This is a genomic window from Geomonas ferrireducens, assembly GCF_004917065.1.
Taxonomy (GTDB): domain Bacteria; phylum Desulfobacterota; class Desulfuromonadia; order Geobacterales; family Geobacteraceae; genus Geomonas; species Geomonas ferrireducens.
In genome coordinates this window covers 190093-207657 of the sequence record NZ_SSYA01000003.1, presented here as the reverse complement: position 1 = coordinate 207657, position 17565 = coordinate 190093, and the positions used below count along the sequence as shown (strand labels likewise).

General features: G+C 62.6%; 19 protein-coding genes. 6 read left to right on the top strand and 13 right to left on the bottom strand.

Going from position 1 to position 17565, the window contains the following annotated elements:
* Window positions 1–443 precede the first annotated feature (443 nt).
* The 4 genes from E8L22_RS16705 to E8L22_RS16690 all read left to right on the top strand — a co-directional run bounded on the left by E8L22_RS16705 (window position 444) and on the right by E8L22_RS16690 (window position 4569).
* Window positions 444–2558, top strand: coding sequence for a methyl-accepting chemotaxis protein (locus tag E8L22_RS16705; RefSeq protein ID WP_136526281.1), 2115 nt, complete (start codon window positions 444–446; stop codon window positions 2556–2558).
* Between the two features lie 92 nt (window positions 2559–2650).
* A complete protein-coding gene (locus E8L22_RS16700) occupies window positions 2651–2986 on the top strand; it encodes a type II toxin-antitoxin system RelE family toxin (protein WP_135872719.1) in 336 nt (111 codons plus the stop codon).
* 3 nt (window positions 2987–2989) lie between these two features.
* Complete coding sequence (locus E8L22_RS16695) at window positions 2990–4114, top strand: glycosyltransferase family 61 protein (protein ID WP_136526280.1); 1125 nt, start codon at window positions 2990–2992, stop codon at window positions 4112–4114.
* A 20-nt stretch (window positions 4115–4134) separates the two neighbouring features.
* A complete protein-coding gene (locus E8L22_RS16690; RefSeq protein WP_136526279.1) occupies window positions 4135–4569 on the top strand; it encodes a PaaI family thioesterase in 435 nt (144 codons plus the stop codon).
* Between the two features lie 22 nt (window positions 4570–4591).
* Here the strand turns inward: E8L22_RS16690 and E8L22_RS16685 are convergent, their stop codons facing one another.
* From E8L22_RS16685 to E8L22_RS16660, 6 genes are all read right to left on the bottom strand, one after another.
* On the bottom strand, window positions 4592–5374 hold the full coding sequence (locus tag E8L22_RS16685) for an enoyl-CoA hydratase-related protein (protein WP_136526278.1): 783 nt from the start codon (window positions 5372–5374) through the stop codon (window positions 4592–4594).
* 350 nt (window positions 5375–5724) lie between these two features.
* Window positions 5725–6840, bottom strand: a complete 1116-nt coding sequence (locus tag E8L22_RS16680; protein WP_136526277.1) for a radical SAM protein — start codon at window positions 6838–6840, stop codon at window positions 5725–5727.
* Between the two features lie 21 nt (window positions 6841–6861).
* On the bottom strand, window positions 6862–8040 hold the full coding sequence (locus E8L22_RS16675) for a vWA domain-containing protein (RefSeq protein WP_136526276.1): 1179 nt from the start codon (window positions 8038–8040) through the stop codon (window positions 6862–6864).
* Window positions 8041–8044: 4 nt separating this feature from the next.
* Window positions 8045–8902 (bottom strand): AAA family ATPase, encoded by an 858-nt coding sequence (locus E8L22_RS16670; RefSeq protein WP_136526275.1) that lies wholly within the window; start codon window positions 8900–8902, stop codon window positions 8045–8047.
* 58 nt (window positions 8903–8960) lie between these two features.
* Window positions 8961–9734, bottom strand: a complete 774-nt coding sequence (locus tag E8L22_RS16665; RefSeq protein WP_136526274.1) for an IclR family transcriptional regulator — start codon at window positions 9732–9734, stop codon at window positions 8961–8963.
* 194 nt (window positions 9735–9928) lie between these two features.
* A complete protein-coding gene (locus E8L22_RS16660; RefSeq protein ID WP_162604860.1) occupies window positions 9929–11932 on the bottom strand; it encodes a methyl-accepting chemotaxis protein in 2004 nt (667 codons plus the stop codon).
* Between the two features lie 230 nt (window positions 11933–12162).
* Here E8L22_RS16660 and E8L22_RS16655 point away from each other — a divergent pair, with 230 nt between their 5' ends.
* On the top strand, window positions 12163–12573 hold the full coding sequence (locus E8L22_RS16655; protein ID WP_136526272.1) for a sulfite exporter TauE/SafE family protein: 411 nt from the start codon (window positions 12163–12165) through the stop codon (window positions 12571–12573).
* A 1-nt stretch (window position 12574) separates the two neighbouring features.
* Here E8L22_RS16655 and E8L22_RS16650 read toward each other — a convergent pair whose 3' ends face one another.
* On the bottom strand, window positions 12575–13621 hold the full coding sequence (locus tag E8L22_RS16650; protein WP_136526271.1) for a DMT family transporter: 1047 nt from the start codon (window positions 13619–13621) through the stop codon (window positions 12575–12577).
* 61 nt (window positions 13622–13682) lie between these two features.
* Entirely contained in the window at window positions 13683–14207 is a 525-nt protein-coding gene (locus tag E8L22_RS16645; RefSeq protein WP_136526270.1) for a DUF4337 domain-containing protein, read from the bottom strand.
* Between the two features lie 202 nt (window positions 14208–14409).
* Between E8L22_RS16645 and E8L22_RS16640 the strand changes: the two genes are divergently transcribed.
* Window positions 14410–14889 (top strand): ferritin-like domain-containing protein, encoded by a 480-nt coding sequence (locus E8L22_RS16640; protein WP_136526269.1) that lies wholly within the window; start codon window positions 14410–14412, stop codon window positions 14887–14889.
* Between the two features lie 72 nt (window positions 14890–14961).
* On the opposite strand, the gene E8L22_RS16635 is transcribed toward E8L22_RS16640, so the two are convergent.
* The 5 genes from E8L22_RS16635 to hgcA all read right to left on the bottom strand — a co-directional run bounded on the left by E8L22_RS16635 (window position 14962) and on the right by hgcA (window position 17406).
* The gene (locus E8L22_RS16635) at window positions 14962–15228 is read right to left on the bottom strand and encodes a hypothetical protein (protein ID WP_136526268.1); all 267 of its coding nucleotides are present in this window, start codon (window positions 15226–15228) and stop codon (window positions 14962–14964) included.
* A gap of 21 nt (window positions 15229–15249) precedes the next feature.
* On the bottom strand, window positions 15250–15438 hold the full coding sequence (locus tag E8L22_RS16630) for a ferredoxin (protein WP_135872700.1): 189 nt from the start codon (window positions 15436–15438) through the stop codon (window positions 15250–15252).
* Window positions 15439–15575: 137 nt separating this feature from the next.
* Window positions 15576–15872, bottom strand: coding sequence for a DUF1540 domain-containing protein (locus E8L22_RS16625; protein ID WP_136526267.1), 297 nt, complete (start codon window positions 15870–15872; stop codon window positions 15576–15578).
* 83 nt (window positions 15873–15955) lie between these two features.
* The gene (gene hgcB / locus E8L22_RS16620) at window positions 15956–16249 is read right to left on the bottom strand and encodes a mercury methylation ferredoxin HgcB (protein WP_136526266.1); all 294 of its coding nucleotides are present in this window, start codon (window positions 16247–16249) and stop codon (window positions 15956–15958) included.
* Complete coding sequence (gene hgcA, locus E8L22_RS16615; protein ID WP_281282995.1) at window positions 16246–17406, bottom strand: mercury methylation corrinoid protein HgcA; 1161 nt, start codon at window positions 17404–17406, stop codon at window positions 16246–16248. Before hgcA ends, hgcB begins: the two co-directional genes overlap by 4 nt.
* Between the last annotated feature and the right edge of the window lie 159 nt (window positions 17407–17565).

Here is a 17565-nt window from a genome sequence, read left to right as displayed (position 1 = left end):
TCAAATCCCCCAGGCTCCCCCTTCGCAAATGGGGGGACCTTGTGCTCGTACAGTGCTTCGTCGACAACTGCACTCCCGTTACCGGAATCCCCTAAAGAACCTTAGTACCTTCCCCACCCCGTAGTGCTCCTTCGTTTCGTCATGTAAGAAGTTATTGACCAGCCGACACCTGTTATTGAAAAATCATACTGACTGACAGTTAGTTACAGGCGAGATACCGTATACGTTAAACACTCGGATCGCGCTTTATTTTGTTATTCGGCGTGTGATATATACGTAATTTTAAAATCACGTTACTGAATAGTGCATTACAATCTGCGTCATGATCTTCATCAAGTGAAATAGTTAATGGTGCACAATTTATCAAAAAGCTTTTTCTGCACGACAATACCCCACTCTTATACCGGCAACTGCCGCTTTCAAAGTTACGACAAGGATCACAGGTGAATTTGAGCATCGTAAAGAAGGGCACCATACTGACCGTCACCATCGTCATTACCGCGGTAAGCGTCACCACGTACGTCTCCCTGACCAAGATGAGGCGGGAGATGGTGCGCGTGGCCACTGCGTCACAGGAAAGCAGGATCAACACCTTCTGGGAGTTGCTCAGGCAAAAGGGAGCCTTCCGGGTCGAGGGGAACCGCCTGATGGCTGGGGACTGCGTCCTGAACGGCAACAACGAACTTCCCGACAAGGTGGCGAAGATCTGCGGCGGGACGGCCACCATCTTCATGAATGACGTGAGGGTGGCCACCAACGTAGTGAAGGAGGACGGCAGCCGAGCGGTGGGGACAAGGCTCGAGGGTCCCGCCTATGATGCTCTCTTTAAGAAGGGGGAAGGGTACCGGGGCGTCGCGCCGATCCTCAACACCCCCTACTTCACCGCCTACGATCCGATCCGTGACAACAGCGGCCAGGTGATCGGCGCTTTATACGTAGGGGTGAAGACCGCGGATTTCCTCCAGTCCTTCGAACACACGCGAACCACGGTGATCGCCCTGGCAGTCGCCTTCACCCTCTTCGCCAGCTGCATCGCCGCCTGGTTCACACGCCTTTTGCTCGCCCCACTGAAGAAGGCGGTCTCCATCACCGAGGCCGTGGCGACGGGGGACCTCACCGTGGCGATTCCAGCGGGTGGAGGCGACGAGGCCGGTAAGCTCCTCGAGTCGTTGCGGGCCATGGTGACCGAGCTGCGCGACATGATCAGCAGGGTGAGCGGGTCCGCGGAAAGCGTACAGGGAATATCGACCGACCTCTCCGCAGAAGCCGCGGGTGCTGTGGCGGCCGCGCGTCGCCAGCAGGGCAAAGTTATCGAGACGTCCTCCTACGTTGCGACCATCGCCGGCAAGGCAGAGGAGATCGAGAACGAAACGCAGCGACTCGCCCGGGCGGCGTCGGAGTCCTCCGCATCGATCCTCGAGATGACGGCGACGACGGAGGAGGTCGCCCTGAATGCGGAGAGACTCACCTCTTTGATCGCCGAGGTGACCGCCTCGATCATGCAGAGCGCAACGGCCAGCGGCGAAATCGGCGATCACACCGTGGCACTCGTCTCCTCCTCCATGTCGACGGCGTCATCGATCCTGGAGATGGAAGCGGCCACCAACACGGTGAAGGGAAACGCCGTGCTCACCGCAGAGGTGGCGGAGGTCGTGGAACAAGACGCCCTCAAGGGGGTCGAGGCGGTACGGGCGATGCGCCAGGGGATAAGCGAGATCCGCGCCTCATCCGGGGTCACCAACCAGGTCATCGCGACGCTCACCGCGAGGACGCACGAGATCGGGGCGATATCTTCCGTGATCGACGACATCGCCAAGAGGACCTCGCTCCTCGCGCTGAACGCAAGCATCATCGCGGCCCAGGCCGGCCAGCACGGCAAGGCTTTCGCGGTGGTCGCCGAGGAGATCAAGATGCTCGCCTCGAGCACCGCCCGCTCCACGAGCGAAATAGCCGGCCTGATCGCCGGGGTGCAGGAGGAGACCGAGCGGGCGGTGAACGCGCTCAAGGAGACGGACCAGCGCATCGCGGCGGGAGAGGAGCTCAGTTCACGCTCCGGTGACGCCCTCGAAAAGATCGTGAGCGGCGTATCCACCGCGAGAAGCCACATAAGCGGCATCGCGCGGGCCACGGCGGAACAGGCGAAGGGGACGAGCCTCATCAGGGAGGCGATGGACCGGGTGACCGACATGACCGAGCGGATCGAGCGCGCCATCAGGGAGCAGTCCGGCGCCAAGGAGGCGATCATGGTTGCCTCGGAGCAGATGAAGGAATTGGCCGCGCAGTTCCAGTGGGCGACCCGCGAGCAGAGCAAGGTGGGGCGCGACATCTCGAATTCGATCATGGACGTCTCAGACATGTCGCAGAAGATCGAAAAGGCCTGCGCGGTGCAGGCCCAGGAGAGCACCCAGATCGCTGCGGCGGTGGCCGAGATCAACGCCGATGCGGACCGCTGCCTGCAGGCCGCGGCGCTTCTCGAGGCGGGGGCGGCGGAGCTTACCGGCCAGGTCGGCGTCCTGCGGGAGGGAACCGGCGCCTTCAGGCTGCAGGGAGGCCATTGAAAGAAGCGATACGGTGTGCTAGCATCGGGCCGGCCGCACGTCAGGAAAATCCCCGACGGCTCCAGGAGCCGCCCGATGCCGAAGAGGTCGTTATGACGCCCTTTAGTTTTTTCGCCACCCCTTCCTTCAAGACGAAGATCGCGAAGATCGAGAAGCACGACCCGCCCGGTCACGCGCGCATCCAGTCGGTCATCGACCGGCTCCTTTTAAACCCGAGCGACGCCGACGGCTGGATGCACGGCGAGTACCAAGGCCGCCTGAAGAAATACGTGGGGCGGCGCGACTACCGGCTCATCTATCACTGGTGCGAGCTCTGCCGCAAGGAAGGGCACAAGCTTCACTCCCAATGCGGCTTCTGCTCCGAGGTCTCCGACAACAGCGTCATCTTCTTCGACGTCTACCACAAGAACGAGGCGAACAGGCTCTAGACGATGAAGGCAAGCGAGAAAACGGCAAAAAGGCGCCAGCAGCTTTTGCGTTTCATCTCAAGGGACCTGCTCGGGCCGGTGGTGGGCAAGATGCCGAAATCGAGCATCGAGTCGCTTGAGAAGGCATCCTACCTCCCGAACATCCGCAGGCACATCCTCGACATCATCCCGGTCACCGACGCGCGCATCGTGAAACACGAGACCGGCGTCGCGTATCCCCCCTTCATAAGAACAGAGGCGGTCTTCAACAGGCGCAAGCTCTACCTGCTAAAGGACGCCACGGTTTCCCCCTTCTCCGGCATGGCCTGGATCGGGAACCGGATCATCGAGGAGAGCGTCGGTTCCCTGCGCCGCATCATGGACTGGGGAGACATGCTGCACGAGCCGCTCCTGCCGGTGACCGCACTTGCGAGCGCGGAGCCGGTGGTGGTTTGCCATCCCGCGAACTACTTTCACTGGCTCATGGAGGTGCTGCCGAACCTGCTGTTCACGGTTGCCATGTTCCCCGAGGTGAAGATCGTGCTCCCGGAGGAAGTGCCGCGCTACGTGAGCGAAGGGCTTTTCACCGCGCTCGGCACCGACGCGAAGAAGCGCTTCATCCGTTGCCCGGGGCCGGTGCGGGTCGAGCGACTGGTGGTGCCGCAGTACCACACCCAGCCGGAATTCACCGATCCCCAGGTGATCGCCCTGCTGCACAGCACGGTCAAGGAGAAGGTAACGGCAGACGGGGCTCGACCGCGTACCGGGAGAGGCGTCAGGCTCTACGTCTCGAGGAGGAAAAGCAGGCGGCGGCTCGCCGGAGAGGAACTGCTCGAAAAGCGGCTGAAGGAGATAGGCTTCACCATCCTCCACTGCGAGGAGCTTTCCTTCGCAGAGCAGATACGGGTCTTTCACGAGGCGGAGATGGTGGTGGGGACGCACGGAGCCGGCCTTGCCAATGTGGTCTGGTCGCAGCCGGGGTGCCGCGTCATCGAGATCTTCGCCAATAACTACATCCTCGACTGCTACGCCTGGCTCAGCTTCAGCCGCGCCCTGGAGTACCGCCACGTCGTCTGCGACACCGGGCACCGGATCGACGAGAAAGCCATGGACGAGGTGCTGAACATGTGCGGCGGTGGGGAGAGATGACGAACGGGGGAAACCGATAGATGTACGACTACGAGGAGCTGGTAAGCGCTGAACGGCCGGGGTTCCGGCTACCGGGATGGATCGCCTGCGCCCCTTTCGAGGAATACCTGGGGATGCGGATCGACGAGGCGAGGGATGGCCGCGCCGTACTAAGCATGCCGTTCAAGGTGAAGCTCGCGCAGGGGAAGGGGCTCATGCACGGCGGCGCGGTGACCGCGATCGCCGACACCGCCGTTGCAATCGCCATCAAAAGCATGGTCCCCGAGGGGACCGACTTCGTCACCGTAGAGATGAACCTGAAGTTCCTCGCCCCGGTACAAGAGGGAACGGTCCGAGCCGAGGCGCGTGCCGCGCGTCAGGGCGAGAGGAAGATCGCCGGAGAGGCCGACATCTACAACGGCGAGACCAGGGTCGCCGAGTTCCGCGCTCTCTTCGTGATCAAGAGAAGCGCCTGATCCCACTCGCCCTCTCCGCCTGTCAACGGTCCTGAAACACCGGCGGCCGCTTCTCCAAAAACGCACCCATCCCTTCCTTCTGATCAAAGGTCGAGAAGCTGTAGCCGAAGAGCTCCGCCTCGTAGAAGCAGGCACGCGCAAGGTCCATCTCCATGCCGTGCACGACCGCCTCCTTGCAAAGCCTCGTGGCGACGCGTCCCTTGGAGGCGATCTTCGCCGCCAGCTTACGCGCCTCTTCAAGCAGTTCCTCCTGAGGTACCACCCGGTTCACGAGCCCTATGCGCAGCGCCTCCTCCGCATCGATCATCTCTCCGGTCAGGATCATCTCCAGTGCCCTCCCCTTGCCGATAAGCCTCGGCAGTCGCTGAGAGCCGCCGAAGCCGGGGAGGATACCGATGTTTATCTCGGGCTGGCCGAACTTGGCGTTTTGCGAGGCGAGGCGGATGTCGCAGGCGAGGGCAAGTTCACACCCGCCGCCAAGGGCGTAGCCGTTGACGGCGGCGATAAAGGGCTTCGAGGAAGCCTCCATGGCCGCGTAAATGCGGTGCGCCAACAGCGCCAGCTCCCGCGCCTCGGCCGAGATCATGTCACGCATAACGGCGATGTCGGCACCCGCTACGAACGCCTTCGCCCCCGCCCCGGTAACGATGACTGCCCTGATCTCGGAGTCGCGCTCGATCTCGGCAACCACGCATTCTAGTTCCTCAAGGGTCCCCCGGGTCATGGCGTTCATGGCCGCGGGGCGGTTGATCGTTACAGTGGCGATGCGGTCCGTCACTTCCAGCAACAGGTTTTCCAGTTCCATGTTCCCCTCCCGATATTAAAAACTTTCCGTGCCGGTGGTTCCCCTCCCCCGGAGGGGGAGGGTCAGGGAGGGGGAGCGGGCGTACGCTCCATCTTCCCCCCTCCCAGCCTCCCCCCTTCGGGGGGAGGGGACGTTCTCTCTGACGACACAAAGTTTTGCTGCTGCATTGCTAATGAGCATATCGGGAATTGAGTGTCTGGCAACCGGGACCGCTGGAAGGAACGCTCAGTGTTTGGCCGGCTTCGCAACACCGTACCCGGTGGTCTGCCGGACGAACAGCTCCTCAAACATCTCCTCCTCGCGACGGCACCAGGCCAAACACGTGCGAATGGGCGACTGGCATTTTTTCTTTAAAAGATCCCTCTTCTCATCCTCTCCTGCATCAACTCGTGCATCCGCTCATCGACATTGGCAGGAGTGACGCCGTTTTGCAGGCAGATGTCGCGTACGGCAGCAACCCGCTCCGCCTCCTTCAACTGGTCCAGCCGCAGCAGGTGCCCCGTCCGCTTACCCACCTGGAAAAGCATCCGCTGCTCCGGCTCCAACTCTAGGAACCTCCTCGGCACCGCGGTCATTCGCTCCTTGCCGCCGGGGAAGGCGCCGTTCAGCTCCTGGAAGAGGTTATAGCCGTGGTCACTTCTGACCGAGCTGGTGATGCCGTCGAGACCTTCCAGGAAGGTGAGGATCTCCCTCGCGAGCACCAGGTCCGGCGCAAAGCGGAAGACGCCGCCGCTTGCAGGGAAGAGCTCCACTCCCTCCAGGATGTGAAGCGTCCTGAAGCGGATGAAGTCGGGATTGACCCTGTTGATCACCTCGGCGCTCTCCTCGGCGTGTTCCCGCGAAAGCTCCGTCCCGCCAAGCCCGGCAAGGAAGTACTCGGAGAGCTCCAGCCCTGCCCCCTTCACCTTCAGGCCCGCCACGATCTGCTCCTTTTTGCTCCCTCCCTTTTGCACCAGCTTGAGAAGCGTGTCGGAGCCGGTCTCCATCCCGACATGGATACGGTTCAGCCCCGCCGCGGCGAGCTCTCTAAGGGCGGTGTCCGGGGTGCGGGCGAGGCTTGCGGAGCGCGCATAGCAGGTGATCCTCTTCACCTCCGGAAACCGCTCTTTCAGGTGGCGAAGGATCCGCGCGAGGTGCTCAGGCCGGTAGGTGAGGGAGTCGGCGTCCTGCAGGAATACCGACTCCATTCCCGAACAGTACCAGCTCCAGGCCGCCATCACCTCCTGCCGGTTCCCGACCAGCGACTGAAGCGGTTCCCCCGCAGCTATCTTCTCCGTGAAGCGATGAATGGAGTCGATGTCGCGGATGACGTCCACAGGCGGACGGATGGAGAACTTCCGTTTCTTGTAGAGTGAGCAGAAGGTGCAACGGTTCCAGGGGCAGTTCCGGTTCACGCGGATGAGAAGGCTTTCTGCCTCGCTTGGGGGACGGATGGGACCCTGTTCGAATCCGGCGTATGCTCGCATGACGATCTCCTGTGGCTCGCGTTACCTGTTCAGCAACTCCACCGCCGCCCCCACCCCGTCAAGGGTCAGGGGAAACATGCGGTTTCCCATCAGGCGACGGATGATGCGGACCGATGCGCTGAACTCCCACTCGCGTTGCGGCGCCGGGTTCAGCCAGACCGCTCGCGGGTACTGGGCCAGCAGCCGGGACATCCATACCGAACCCGCTTCCGCATTCTCGTGCTCGACGCTCCCGCCGGGCCACTCGATCTCGTAGGGCCCCATGGTGGCGTCTCCGACGAAGATCAACTTCCAGTCCGGGCCGAAGTGGTGCATCAGGTCGAAGGTGGGGAGGTGATGCTGATGACGGCGCCGGTTGTCGTGCCAGAGCTTTTCATAGACGCAGTTGTGGAAGTAGAAATGCTCCAGGTGCTTGAATTCGCTGCGGGCCGCGCAGAAGAGCTGCTCGCAACCGTCGACGTGCGGATCCATCGACCCTCCCACGTCCAGCAGTAAAAGCACCTTCACCTTGTTGTGCCGCTCCGGGACCATGCGCAGATCCAGGCAGCCGGCGTTGTTGGCGGTGGCCCGGATGGTGCCGGGAAGGTCGAGCTCCTCCCGTGCCCCCTCGCGGGCGAAATCGCGCACCCGGCGCAGGGCCATCTTCATGTTTCGGGTGCCGAGTTCGACCGAGCCGTCCAGGTTGCGGAATTCACGCTTGTCCCAGACCTTAACCGCCCGACGGTGGCGCGACTCCGCCTGGCCGATCCGTATCCCCTCCGGGTTGTAGCCATAGGCGCCGAAGGGGGAGGTGCCGCCGGTGCCGACCCACTTGCTCCCCCCCTGGTGGCGCTCCTTCTGCTCGGCGAGCCGCTTTCTCAGGGTCTCCAGGAGCTTGTCCAGCCCTCCCAGCGCCTTGATCTGGCGTTTTTCCTCCTCGGAGAGGAATTTCTCCTTTATCTTGCGGAGCCACTCCTCGGGGATCTCGGGGAAGAACTCATCAGCCGCGAAAATAGCCCCCTGAAAGAACCCCATGAAGACGCGATCGAACTTGTCGTAGTTGACCTCGTTCTTCACGAGGATGAGGCGGGAAAGATCGTAGAACTCCTCGACGTCGCCGAAGGCTAGGCGCTTTTCCAAAGCCTCGAGCAGGGTGAGGAACTCGTACAGCGTGACCGGCACTCCGGCCCGCTTAAGCCCCAGGAAGAATTCGATCAGCACGTTTTCAGCCCCTGAATCCCAGGCCGACGCGCCGGGACGATGCATTGAACAGCTGCAGATCCTGTTCGTTTTTCAGGAGCGCCCCGTGCAGGGGAGGCATTCCCCTCTCCCTTGCTGCTGCCTGCAGCGCCTGCGGCGATACCCCTTCCGCGGCCAGGATCTTCAGCCAGTCGAGAAGCTCGGAGGTCGACGGCTTCTTTTTCATCCCGGGCATCTCCCGGACCCCAAGAAACACCTCCAGCGCCTCCTTCACCAGGGTCCGGTTCAGGTCCGGATGATGCACCGAGACGATGCTCTCCAGCGTCTCCCGGTCCGGAAAGCGGATGTAATGGAAGAAGCAGCGGCGCAGGAAGGCGTCGGGCAGCTCTTTTTCGTTGTTGCTGGTGATGATGATGACCGGGCGGTGCTTCGCCTGCACCAGTTCCTTCGTCTCATAGACGTAGAACTCCATCCGGTCCAGTTCTCGCAGCAGGTCGTTCGGAAACTCGATGTCCGCCTTGTCCACCTCATCGATCAGAAGGACGGCCTGCCGCTCCGATTCGAAAGCCTCCCAGAGCTTCCCCTTCACGATGTAGTTGGCGATCTGCTGCACCCGCGCATCGCCAAGCTGCGAGTCGCGCAGGCGCGAGACCGCGTCGTACTCGTAAAGCCCCTGCTGGGCCTTGGTGCTGGACTTGATGTGCCACTGGAAAAGCGGCATGTCTAGGGCGCGGGCCACCTCCTCCGCGAGCATGGTCTTGCCCGTTCCCGGCTCACCCTTCACCAGCAGCGGCCGCCCCAAAACCATCGCCGAGTTGACAGCGAGTTTCAGGTCGTCCGTCGCGATGTAGGATTCTGTTCCGGCAAATTTCGTTTCCGTCATGGTTGTTCCTTTCGGGATGCCAATCGGCACCGTGCGTTCCCGTCGTGCAACCGGGCGTTTAATAACCGAACCTCGCGGAGATGTCGGCGGCGCCCTGTTTCAACAACGGCACCAGTTCCCGCTCCATCCGCTCGAGCGGGAAACGCTGCGAAGGTCCCAGGATGCTGAGCGCACCGATGACGCGCGAGGTGTAGTCGCGGATCGGCGCACCGACGCTGGTCACGCCTTCGTTCAATTCCTCCATCTCGACCGCGTACCCCTGTTGGGCGATCAACCGCAGTTGATGCTTCCAGCGCTCCGGATCGACGATGGTGTGGGGGGTGTGCTTTTCAAACTTGTTGGTGGAGGCGTACCTGACGATGGCGTCTTCGGCGAAGTGGGCCAGGAGGGATTTGCCCGGCGCGGTGCAGTAGGCGGGGAGCTGCACGCCGAGGGGAGGCATGACGCGCAGGTTATGATCGCACTGCACGGCATCAAGGTTGATCACGCTGTAGTCGGACATGATGGAGACGCAGGCGGTTTCATTGCAGGCGGAGACCAGCCGCTCCATCACCGCCCGCGACCTTCCGAGCCCTCGCTGCCTGAAGGCCTTTTGGGAGAGTTCGACCGTTTTGAAGCCAAGGTGGTACCGCTCGGTCAACGCGTCCTTACCGAGGTAGTCGCGCAGTTCCAACGTGGCCAGCAACCGGAATATGTTGTTTTTGGGCAGCCTTAGGCGCCGGCTCAACTCCGTCAAGCTGATCTCGTGATCATCCCCGAGGAACTGCTCCAGAACGTCGAGCGCCCGGATGACGCTCCGGTTGAAGTCTGTTTTTTCCTTCCCCTTTTTCATGGCCCGCTTCCTCTGAACGCCCCCCGTAGCTGCTCCACGAAACCAATATAATGGTATTTGCGTACTTCAATACCATATACAGTTTTCTGTGTCAAACAACTATAGACATCCGGGGGGTGTTCAGATGCAGCGGCTGGAAAGTGCTACCTTCGATGGTCTACGTTTCAACGGCGCGCTCACGTGATGCCGGCGCATTAGGCGAGTCGGAACTGGCCGACCAGGCGCTGCAACTCCTGCGCGGTGCCGTTTAGCTGTGCTGCGGCGACGGCGGACTCGCGAGCCGACGACGCCGTCCCCTGCACCACGTCGGTCACCTGCAGGAGGCTCTGCGAGATCTCGGAGGTGGTGGCGGTCTGTTCCTCGGCCGCCGTGGCGATCTGGTTTATCTGCATGGTGAAGGCCTCGATGCGCTCCCGGATTCCGGCGAGCGCGGCACCCGAGCGGGAGGCCTCGTCGGTCCCGGCCTTCACCTCCTGCACTCCCTGATCCATCACCGCAACGGCGTCCTTGGTCTCCGCCTGGATCGCCTTGATCATCACCCCGATCTCCTGGGTGGCCCTGGTGGTCCGCTCGGCGAGTGCCCTCACCTCGTCGGCGACGACGGCGAAGCCGCGCCCCTGCTCCCCGGCACGGGCGGCCTCTATGGCGGCGTTCAGCGCCAGGAGGTTCGTCTGGTCCGCGATGTCCTCGATGGTACCGATGATCTCCCCGATCTGGTCGCTGCGCGCGCCGAGGCTCGCCACGGTCGCCGTCGACTCCTGCACCTTCGCGGCGATCTGGTCCATCACCGCAACCGTTCTCCCCACCACCTCCATGCCGCTATGCGCCGACTGCGTCGCCCGCTGGGCCTCCTCAACCGCCATCTGGCAGTTCTGGGCGATGTCGTTGGAGGTTGCCGACATCTCCTCCCCGGCGGTCGCAACACCTGCGGTCCTGCCCACCACCTCGTCCGCGCCGGTCGCGATCTGCTCGGCCGAAGCGCTCACCTGTGCCGCGGCCGCGCTCACCTCACTGGCGGAGTCCGCCACCCGGACCAGGATCCGCCTGAGCGAAAGCGCCATGCCATCCACCCCCCTGGTGAGGCGCTCCACTTCATCCACCGGCTCTTCCCCGTCCGCCGCCACCTCGATCACCGAGGCAAAGTCCCCGGCGGCATAGCGGGCGGTCCCGTCGAGCAGGCGCACAACCGGGCGGGTCACCCACCGGCGCACGAGCAGGGTGGATACGCCGACAAGCAGGAGGCAAACAACGGCGATCGACCCGACAACGGTGGTTCGCACCACGTGGGCCACGGCGTGGAGCTCTTCATCGGCGGCGCCGATGCATACGATCCAGTTCCACTCGGGGAAGTACCGGAAGAAAAGAACCCTCTCCTCCCCCGTCCCGGCCGCGGCGTAACGGGTCACCCCCGACTTCCTGAGCACCATATCCCGGACCGACTTCCCGACCTCTGCTGGAAGTGCCGCGGCACTTCCTGGCTCGATCACCATCTTCCCCTGGTCCGCTCCCTCTTTCGCCTCCAGCGCGAAGGCGTAACCGGATTTACCCACCACGGTCCCCTTGAACCGTTCCTTGAGCGCCTTCAGGCCGTCGGTGAAATCGAGCCCGACGAACAGTGTCCCGATCACCCTCCCCTGTCCGTTCTTAAGCGGCAGGTAGCGCGTCATGTAGTCCTTGTTGAAAAGGGTCGCCTTGCCGGTGAAGTCCTCGCCGTTAAGAAGGCGCCGATAGGCGGGGTGGTTGCGGTCGAGCGTGGTCCCGAGGGCGCGGCTGCCGTCCTCCTTGGTAAGAGAGGTGGCGACGCGGATGAAATCGTCGCCGCTTCTGACAAAGACGGTGGCGACGCCCCTGGTCGCCTTGGTGAAGCGGTCGACGATCCCGGTGTTCCCGTTCAGCACCGTGGTGCCGGAAAGCATCACCGGGGTCTCCCGTTCTCCGGTCCTGACCGTGCTGGAGTGGTCCACCTCGAAGCTTCCGGGGAAACCGGAGCGGAAGAGGTCGCCTAGTTTCACGGCACCGTCGCTGAGCGCGCCCTGATAGGAAGAGATGGAGCTTACCAGTAGTTCGGTCTGCTGCGCGAGGTTTTGTTCGGCGTCCCCGGTGACCCGCCTGCTCACAGCGGCGGTGATGACCGCGGTCAGAACCGCCATAACGGCGATGATCACCACCCCCTGCCCCACTCCCAACTTGGTTGCCAACGAATACCTCGAAGCGAGCGACATATACCCTCCCTGGCTTTGTCGTGGTGCGCGGACGCCGGCCGCTCCCGCGCAGTTTCAAGAGCATGGGTGGGATATCGGATACAAATTTACAAACTTTAATTTTATTTTTCCAACCAAACCGATGTGCGCGCGGTAGGTGGCTGCATGCACGGAGGTGAAAAGGTCACCGCATCTGGTACTCTCAAAGGCGGTTGTGCCGGGGACTAATGAGTCAGCACAGGGAGGGGGAACACATGCCTCAATGGGTGTTATTTTGCATTATCGGGATATGCGGTGGGGTGGCGTCGGGGCTTTTCGGGGTGGGGGGAGGAATCGTCATCGTCCCCGCGCTGGTGTACTGGGCGGGCTTTTCCCAGCACCGCGCGACCGGCACGAGCCTCGCAGTCCTGCTCCCCCCCATAGGGCTCGCCGCGGCGCTCGAGTACTACCGGCACGGCAACGTGGACATAAAGGCGGCGCTACTCATCGCGGCGACCATGCTGGTCGGGGCGTGGATGGGGGCGTACCTCGCCAACCAGATGAAGGGACCGCATTTGCGCCTCATGTTCGGGGTCTTCCTTACCGGCCTCGGCATCTACCTCGTCTACGGCGCATCGAAGCGGCTTGGCTGGCTGTAGCTCAGTGCCCGTGCCGGTGGTGCGGGTCGGGTGCGTGGACGTGGGAGTGGGTCACGGGATGGTGGACGTGCAAGTGATGGTGCGGTTCGTCTTCCTCCCCCTCTTCGTGCTCGTGCAAGTGATGCTCGTCGTGCACGTGGGGATGGGCATGCGCCAGTTCCTCATGGGTGTGGCGATGGCAGTGCACCTCGAAGTAGAGCAGGAAGATCCCGGAAAGCATGAGTGCGGTGGCAACCCAGTAGGCAGCGGGAGGGCGCTCCCCCAAAAGGACCACCGACAGGAGCGTCCCGAAGAAGGGTCCCACGGAGAAGAAGGTCGCGGTCCTGGCGGCACCGATCCTGCGCAGCGCCTCGACGAAAAGAACGAGGCTCAGCCCGTAGCTCACGGCGCCGATCGACATCGCCCCAAGCACCTGTCCCGCCATGACCGCCCCACCGGGGAATAAGAGGGCGAGGAGCACGGAGAAGGCACCGGCGCAAAGCCCCTTCACCGAGGCGAGCACCGTGGAGGAGATCTCATCGACGTCGCGGGTCAAGTTGTTGTCGATCCCCCAGAAGATACAGGCGATTACCACCAGGAGTCCAGGCAGGGAAAAGGCGAGCCCCCCCTGCGCCTTCAGGACCACGAGGCACGCCCCGCCCAAGATGAGCACCTTGCCGGACCAGACGTATGGACCTATGTACTCCCTGAAAACGAGCCAGGCGATGAGGGTGGTGGCGACGGTCTCCAGGTTTAGAAGCAGCGACACTTCGGAGGCGGTGCCATGCTTGATGCCGAAGGCTAGGCAGACCGGGGCGATGACGCCTCCAGCGACCACGGCGCCGGCCAACTTCAGCCGATGCCGCAGGGAGAGCCCGCGCAGTTCGTGAAGTGAGCTTTTCTTCTGTACGAGGAGCACCACCTGCAGCCCGAGCCCGGAACCCAGGTAGAGAAGCCCGGCGAGGAGGGCCGGCGACATCTCACCTATGACGAGCTTGCAGAAGACAGGCGACACGCCGAACAGGACGGCTGCAAGAACGGCGCAGAGTTGTCCGGATGAAAACTGCACTTTCCCTCCTCCCGGTTCAAGGCCCGCGCTGCCGCACTCCTTAACTCCGGCGGAAGTCCCCTTACATGAATAGGAGGAAGCCGTTCGCGAACTCGACGAGACCGATGAGGCCAACCGAGACCCCGGTGACCCAGACGTACTTCTTTTTCAACAAAGCGGCGATCGACGAGAGCAGGATGGCGACCTGCAGGAAGATGACTGCCACCCCGAACGGGCGCCCGTGGCGCTGGGCCTCGTCCCGCTCCTTTTCCAGCTGCTCCGCCTTTTCCTTTATCTTCGCCTTTTCCTGCTCGTACTTGGCGATGCGATCGGCGTTGCCCTTAAGGCCCGCCGCCAGCATCGGATCGGCCTGCCCGGCGCGGTGCGCTTCGCGCTCCAAAAGGCCGCGGTCCATCTCGGCCAGCGACTGCTTGATGCTCTTGGCCTGGTAGAAGGCCCACTGGTCCGAGGCCTGGTTCTGCACCAGGATGGACCGGGTTGAATAGCCGCCCCCCTTGAAGGTGGCCAGGGTGGCACAAACGGCCAAGACCACGGTGGTGAGGGCGAGATAGTTGAGCCAAGGCTCCTTTTTTTCTTCCTGTGCCATGAAAGGGACCTCCCGATGATGCAATTGCTCTTTTGCGCGGCCACGGCCGCGGTGGAGGACAAAGATACCTCAATCACGCCAGCTTTTCCACCGTGTTTACCTCATCTCACAACAGGCCGTTGATCTATCATTAATCGCGCTCGTTTTGGTATAATTAAGCATGGACAGGTTGGAGCACTGTCACGGCAAAAGGAGGAACACGATGAACGTTTTCGATTGCGCGATCAAGATAGAGGAAGAGACGAGGGAATATTACGAGGGATTGAAGGAGGAGGCCATGGAGCCTGAGATGAAGATGCTCTTCTCCATGCTGGCCGCCTCGGAAGAGGAGCACAAAAGCAGGCTGTTGAGGCTGAAAAAACGGATGGAAGGGGGAGCGGTGACGGGGCTCAACCATGGAGCCTGCAGCTTTAGGCCGCTTCTCAGCCAGCGTGAACTCCTGGATGAGTGCGAGCGGGATCCGAACCTGTACCGTTTCGCGGTGGAAAACGAAGAGCGGGACATCCGCTTTTACGAGGAACTGGCGGCCGCGGCCCCCGACCGGAAGACCCGCAGGACCCTCAAGGTGCTGGCGGCGGAAGAGCGCCGGCATCTTGAGAAGATCGAGAACATCTACTCCTTCGTGGAGACGCCCAGGACCTACCTGGAATGGGGCGAGTTCAGCAACCTAAGGGAGCTGTAGCGAAAATAAGGTTCAGGACAAAAAAAAGCCCGCCGTAACGGCGGGCTTTTTCCATGCAAACGGGCGCCTTGCTCATTCGGCCCGGGCCTTGTCGTCGGCGCTGTCCGGGTCGCATTCCGGGCGCAGGTAACGCTCCAGTTCCTCGAAAGCGCCATCGGCGGTCAGCTTGAGCGCGCTCACCGCATCCATCTCGAAGGTGGTCCCCTGCTGGAGGTACCGCTCGTGGAGCCGGTCCACCAGATCCTTGAGCTGCCGCATCGAGCAGTAGGTCTGCTTCAGCATCACGTAGTTGCTCTCGGCCAGCTCCCTCAGCCTCTCGTCCCGCAGCTCGTTCGTCATCGCCCCCTCCCCTCCCGGTGCCTAGCGCCAGCTGATGCAGTTGACCGGGCAGCTGTCTATCGCCTGCTGTACCTTCTCACGTTCCCCCGGGTCATTGGCGTAGACCTCGGAGACGCCGCTTTCGTTCAGCCGGAACACCTCCGGCGCGATGCTGACGCAAAGCCCGCATCCTATACATATCTCCTGATCCACGTACGGCTCGCTCCCCATGGTCTCCCCCCTCGCGCTTGCCATGATCAAAACGGGTAAAAGATACACGATGGCGGGGAAAAGTCTAACGATCGCGGCGCGTGCTGCAATAGGTATGCGGAAGGGGGCCGGTTCACGTGGAAGCGCCGCGACGATGGTTACTTAGGTTTGTAGGTAAAGCAGTCGGGATGCGATTCGTGCATGCCGACATCAACAGCGGAGGCGGTGCATTCGAGGGACTGGTTGTAACTGCAGGTCTCCACCTTGCAGGCCCCGATGCCCCCCTGGACATCGATGATGCCCCCTTTCTGGCTGCCCTGCATGAAGGTATCGCACTCGGGGCAGGTGTCACCGGGACCGCCAACGGTGATGGCGAGCGTGTGGCAGGAATTGTGTTTGTTGTAGGCGCACTGCGTAACGTTGCAGGAAGTGATCTTGACCATCTGCTTTTCCATAGTCTGTCTCCTTTCGGCCCCCTTCGCGCATGGGGAGTTTTAACAGACCGGTTTGGATAGTCAAGCCGGAGCCTGGGGCGCCGCTACTCGCAGCAACCCGACCCCTTCAAGCCGGGGAGCTTCTTCTCCCTCAGCCACTCGTTGATGAGGCCGCTCGCGCACCCGACCCCTGCGTCCACCTTGATGGCGGACGTCGGGCAATTGAGGGCGCAGGCGCCGCACTCCATGCAGGCGTCGCGGTCGGCAAGGGCCGCCTTTTTCTCCTCGATGCGGAACACCTGGTGCGGACAAACCTCGACGCACCTGCCGCAGCCGACGCAAAGCGGAGGGCTCAGTTCGAGCGTCACCACCGATGCCAGGTACCTGAATCCTTTCATGACATCCCCCAGGTGAGCACCCGGCCGGCGATAAGGACCAAGAGCGCGGCGCAAAGCGCCCCCGCCATGACCGGAAGCCCCAGGCGCATCTCCTTTTTCACCCCGGATTTCGAGGTGTAGGTGGTGCAGCCGGTGAAGTTCAAGGTGTAGAAGGAGGAGACCGCAGGCAGGGCGAGGAAAGCGGCCAGCGTCGTCGTCACCCCCCACCCGTTCCCCCCGCAAAAAAGGTGGAGCAGGGCGCAGTAGACAAGCCCGGCAAAGGCCCCCTTGACGGCGAAGCTGCGCGAGGGAAGCAGGGGAAGGAGTGCCGGCCCGACCGCCACCCCGGTGAAGACCGCCCCCAGGAAGGCAAGGGTCGCGGCGGTTGCGGCGGCACTCCCGAAGAGGAGCCAGCCGGCGAGGAAGACGAGGGCCGCAACCGGGGCGATCGACTTCACCACGAGAACCAGTTCCACCGGTATCAGGACCAGTCGGTCGTACCAGTTGAAGGAGAGCTCGCGCATGCGAGGCGTGGTGACCTGGCCGTTGTCCAGGTACTCGGGGAGGTCGGCGGCGTAGGCGCAGGCGTAGGCCACCTCGAAACCGCTCTGTTTTTTCACCCGATGCGCCGAGACGCCGGCCGCCCCCATGATGGGAAGGATGAGGCGCCGGTGCCCGACCACCTCGCTTAGCCTGGCCGCCTCGATACGCCGCACCAGTTCGCCGGTGCCGAAGGTCCCCTTACCGGCCGCGCACCAGACGTTGATCCCGTAGGTCTCCAGCACGAGGAGCCAGACGCTGCGCCCGGAAAGAGTACGCCGGACGATGTCGTAGGTCATCTTGTAGTTCGCCGTCACCACGACCGGCGCCTGTGCGTCGGGCTCGCCCACCGCGTAGAGGCCGGGGGGAACGAGGAAGTGCATCCTGTTGATGCCCCAGCGGGCCTTGCAGGCACCCAGATGGTCGGCCGGGGTGAGGCGGGAGGTGACCTGCGGGACACGCCCTCCTCCAGTCTTGAGCCAGCGCACGAACCCGGGCACCTTTTCCGTGATCTCTCCGCCACCGGCGGAGGTACGCGGCCCTCAGCAAGGGGGGGCGTCGGGGTCCTGGGCAGGGGTGCAGACCTTTTCCCGCTTGGGAGCAGCCAACTCGATCTTCTTGAACTGTCGCGTCTTCATATGCACACCCTTGTGTCCCTAATCTCAGGCTGCGCTACCTGCAGGGGCGAACAGTCATGCGCGCTCCCGCTCTTCATGCCGCCACTAAAAGCAATGGGGAAAACGGCACCGGGCCATCCCCCCCATTTACTTAGCGGCATTTACAAAGGCAGGCAAGTT